We start from the raw sequence: 496 nt of genomic DNA, 5'->3' as shown, positions 1-496 counted from the left end.
TTTTTTCGAAAACTTTCGGTCAAGTCCCTCCGGGAGGCCCCGGGCCGCGTCCTCCTCGAAAACGCAGCCCAAATATAATACGCTCCCCGCCGCGGCTTGGCAAGGGGTGTTTCGGGAAAATCTTCGGGACGGGGGCGCCGGGAGGGCGTTTTCGCAGGCGGGGGGCGGGAAAGAAGATCCCGCCCCCCGCCTTCCCGGGAGGACGCGGGGCGCGGGCGGGGCGGGAGGGGGGATCCGGGGGCCGCGGGGGGCGCGCGGCAAGCCGATGCGGCGGCATCGGGCCTCGGCGCGCTGCCGCGGCGGCGGGAGGGGCGGGGCAGGATCCCGAAAGGGAGTTTCCTACAGCGCCTCCAAAAACGCCGCGACGGCGTCGATCTGGCCCTCGGGGGTCGAGGCGCCGGCGGTGACGCCGACGGCGCCGCAGCCGGCGAGCCAGGCGGGGTCGATCTCGTCGGGCGACTCTATGTGGCGGGTGCGGGGGCAGGCGGCGGCGCAG

General features: G+C 73.8%; 1 pseudogene. It reads right to left on the bottom strand.

Annotated elements, in window-relative coordinates:
• Nucleotides 1-339: 339 nt before the first annotated feature.
• Nucleotides 340-496 (bottom strand): annotated as a pseudogene (locus C1877_RS15065) (4-hydroxy-3-methylbut-2-enyl diphosphate reductase); the annotation flags it as partial.

The sequence above is a fragment of the Gordonibacter pamelaeae genome (assembly GCF_003340385.1).
Taxonomy (GTDB): domain Bacteria; phylum Actinomycetota; class Coriobacteriia; order Coriobacteriales; family Eggerthellaceae; genus Gordonibacter; species Gordonibacter pamelaeae.
This window is presented reverse-complemented; position numbering and strand designations above follow the sequence as displayed.